This is a genomic window from Streptomyces murinus, assembly GCF_002154555.1.
Lineage (GTDB): Bacteria > Actinomycetota > Actinomycetes > Streptomycetales > Streptomycetaceae > Streptomyces > Streptomyces murinus.
Map to the genome: position 1 here is coordinate 1 of NZ_MUNF01001016.1, position 2,941 is coordinate 2,941.

A 2,941-nucleotide genomic window follows, 5' to 3' on the forward strand; every position below is an offset into this window, starting at 1 on the left:
CTCGGCGGCGCCCGGCACGGCGGAGGCCAAGGTCGCCGACGCGATGCGCGGCCACGCGGAGATGGCGTCCGGCGCGAGCCGCGATGTCGCCGCGCTGATGCGGGCCGTGCCGGGGCTGCTCGCCAAGGACGGCTTCGAGGGCGTCCAGGTCGCCGCGCTGCCGGACGGGCGGGCGGTGGCCGTGAAGATAGCGGACGGCGCGGACCGCGCGCGGATACCGGTCGCGGCACGGGCACTGGAGCGGGCCGGGGTGGACCCGGCCCTGCTGACCGGCTTCGCGGGGCAGGCGCTGCTCGGCGGCGGCGTCCCGGTGGGCGCCGTACAGGTGGTGGACGAGCTCGATTCCGCCTGAGTTCACCCCTCGCCGACGTTTCCCCTCCCGAAGCCCAGAAAGCGGATCACCCCTCATGACCACCACCCGGCGCGAACACGACCTCCTCGGCGATCGGGACGTGCCCGCCGACGCCTACTGGGGCATCCACACCCTGCGGGCGACCGAGAACTTCCCCATCACCGGCATGCCGATCTCGGCGTACCCGCATCTGATCGACGCCCTGGCCGCGGTGAAGGAGGCCGCCGCGCTCGCCAACGAGGAACTCGGCCTGCTGGCACCCGAGAAGGCCCGCGCGATCGTCACCGCCTGCCAGGAGATCCGGCGCGGCGAGCTGCACGAGCAGTTCGTCGTGGACGTCATCCAGGGAGGGGCCGGCACCTCGACCAACATGAACGCCAACGAGGTCGTCGCGAACCGGGCGTTGGAGCTGCTCGGCCGCGCCAAGGGCGAGTACATGTATGTACACCCGAACGAGGACGTCAACCTGAGCCAGTCGACCAATGACGTCTACCCGACCGCCGTCAAGATAGCGACGGTCTTCGCGGTCCGTGGACTGCTCAAGGCGATGGCTGTACTCCAGGACTCCTTCGCGGGCAAGTCCGTGCAGTTCCGTGACGTGCTCAAGATGGGTCGCACCCAGTTGCAGGACGCGGTACCGATGACGCTCGGTCAGGAGTTCTCCGCGTTCGCCGTGATGATCGAGGAGGACCGCAGCCGGCTCGCCGAGGCCGTCGAGCTGATCCATGAGATCAACCTGGGCGCCACGGCGATCGGTACCGGGATCAATGCTCCGTCCGGGTACGCCGAGGCCGCCCGCCGGCATCTGTCCGCGATCACCGGGCTGCCGCTGGTCACCGCAGCCAACCTGGTCGAGGCCACCCAGGACTGCGGGGCCTTCGTGCAGATGTCCGGGGTGCTCAAGCGGATCGCGGTCAAGCTCTCCAAGAGCTGCAACGACCTGCGGCTGCTGTCCTCCGGCCCGCGCGCCGGGCTCGGGGAGATCAACCTGCCGCCGGTGCAGGCCGGTTCGTCGATCATGCCGGGCAAGGTCAACCCGGTCATCCCCGAGGTGGTCAACCAGGTCGCCTTCGAGGTCATCGGCAACGACGTCGCCATCACCATGGCCGCCGAGGCCGGACAGCTCCAGCTCAACGCCTTCGAGCCGATCATCCTGCACTCCCTGTCGGAGTCCGTCACCCATCTGGAGCGGGCCTGCCTGACGCTGGCCGAGCGCTGCGTCGACGGCATCACCGCCAACACCGAGCGGCTGCGCGCGAGCGTGGAGAACTCCATCGGACTGGTCACCGCGCTCAACCCGCACATCGGCTACACGGCGGCCACCGAGATCGCCAAGGAAGCCCTCGCCACCGGGCGCGGGGTCGCCGAACTGGTCCTGGAGAAGGGCCTGCTGCCCGCCGGGACGCTGGCCGCTCTGCTGCGCCCCGAGATCATCGCGGGCAGTGGGGCGCCGGCCGCCTGACCTGCGGTTACGAACGATTCCGCGGCGGGGGCGAGTGGGCTCCGGGAGCGGTACGGAGGCACAATGGTGATCATGACAACGACGTCGTCCCCCACCTTCCTGCCGGTCCTGGAGCGCATAGCCGAGGAGCTGGAGCACACACCGGGCCGCGGCCGCGCCGCCGACTACATCCCGGCGCTGGCCGCGTGCGACCCCCGGACCTTCGGCATGGCCGTCGCCGAGCTGGACGGCACGGTGTACGGGGTGGGGGAGTGGCGGCAGCCGTTCTCCGCGCAGTCCATCACCAAGGTCTTCACCCTCGCCCTGGACCTGGCGCGTGAGGGCGACGAGCTGTGGGAGCACGTCGGCCGCGAGCCCTCCGGCAACCCGTTCAACTCCCTGGTCCAGCTGGAGTACGAGAACGGCATCCCGCGCAACCCGTTCATCAACGCGGGCGCGCTCGTCGTCACCGACCGCCTCCAGACCCGTACCGGGGACGCGGCCGGTGAACTGCTCGACTTCCTGCGCGCCGAGAGCGGAAACCCCGCGCTGGACTTCGACCAGGAGGTCGCCGCCTCCGAGACCGCGCACGGTGACCGCAATGCCGCGCTGGCCCATTTCATGGCGTCCTACGGCAACATCGACAACGAGGTACCGGTCCTGCTCGACCAGTACTTCCGGCAGTGCTCCATCGCCGCCTCCTGCGCCGACCTCGCCCTGGCCACCGGCTTCCTCGCCCGGCACGGCATCCGCGCCGACGGCAGCCGGCTGCTCAGCCGCAGCGAGGCCAAGCAGGTCAACGCGGTGATGCTGACCTGCGGCACGTACGACGCCGCGGGCGACTTCGCCTACCGGGTAGGACTGCCCGGCAAGAGCGGTGTCGGCGGCGGCATCATCGCCGTCGTACCGGGCCGCTGCACCCTGTGCGTCTGGAGCCCCGGCCTGGACGAACGCGGCAACTCCGTGGCCGGCGTGGCCGCCCTTGACCGCTTCACCACCCTGACCGGCCTGTCCGTCTTCTGACCACCCGGGCAACGGAATCCGCTGGACGCCGATCCCGGAATCCGCCAGGGTGTCGGCGGCGCCATCGGGCACCGGCCCCGGAATCTCCCGACACCCGCCGCGGATTCCGCCGGACACCGCCCCGG

Annotated in this window: 3 protein-coding genes; all 3 read left to right on the forward strand. The window is 70.7% G+C overall.

The window, feature by feature from the left end; genetic code table 11:
* Window positions 1–352 (forward strand): asparaginase (locus CCN72_RS37345; RefSeq protein ID WP_143664358.1); only part of this gene is annotated, 352 nt, incomplete at its 5' end.
* A gap of 55 nt (window positions 353–407) precedes the next feature.
* Complete coding sequence (gene aspA / locus CCN72_RS37350; protein WP_086812692.1) at window positions 408–1,814, forward strand: aspartate ammonia-lyase; 1,407 nt, start codon at window positions 408–410, stop codon at window positions 1,812–1,814.
* Window positions 1,815–1,877: 63 nt separating this feature from the next.
* A complete protein-coding gene (locus CCN72_RS37355) occupies window positions 1,878–2,816 on the forward strand; it encodes a glutaminase (RefSeq protein ID WP_085563105.1) in 939 nt (312 codons plus the stop codon).
* Window positions 2,817–2,941 lie beyond the last annotated feature (125 nt).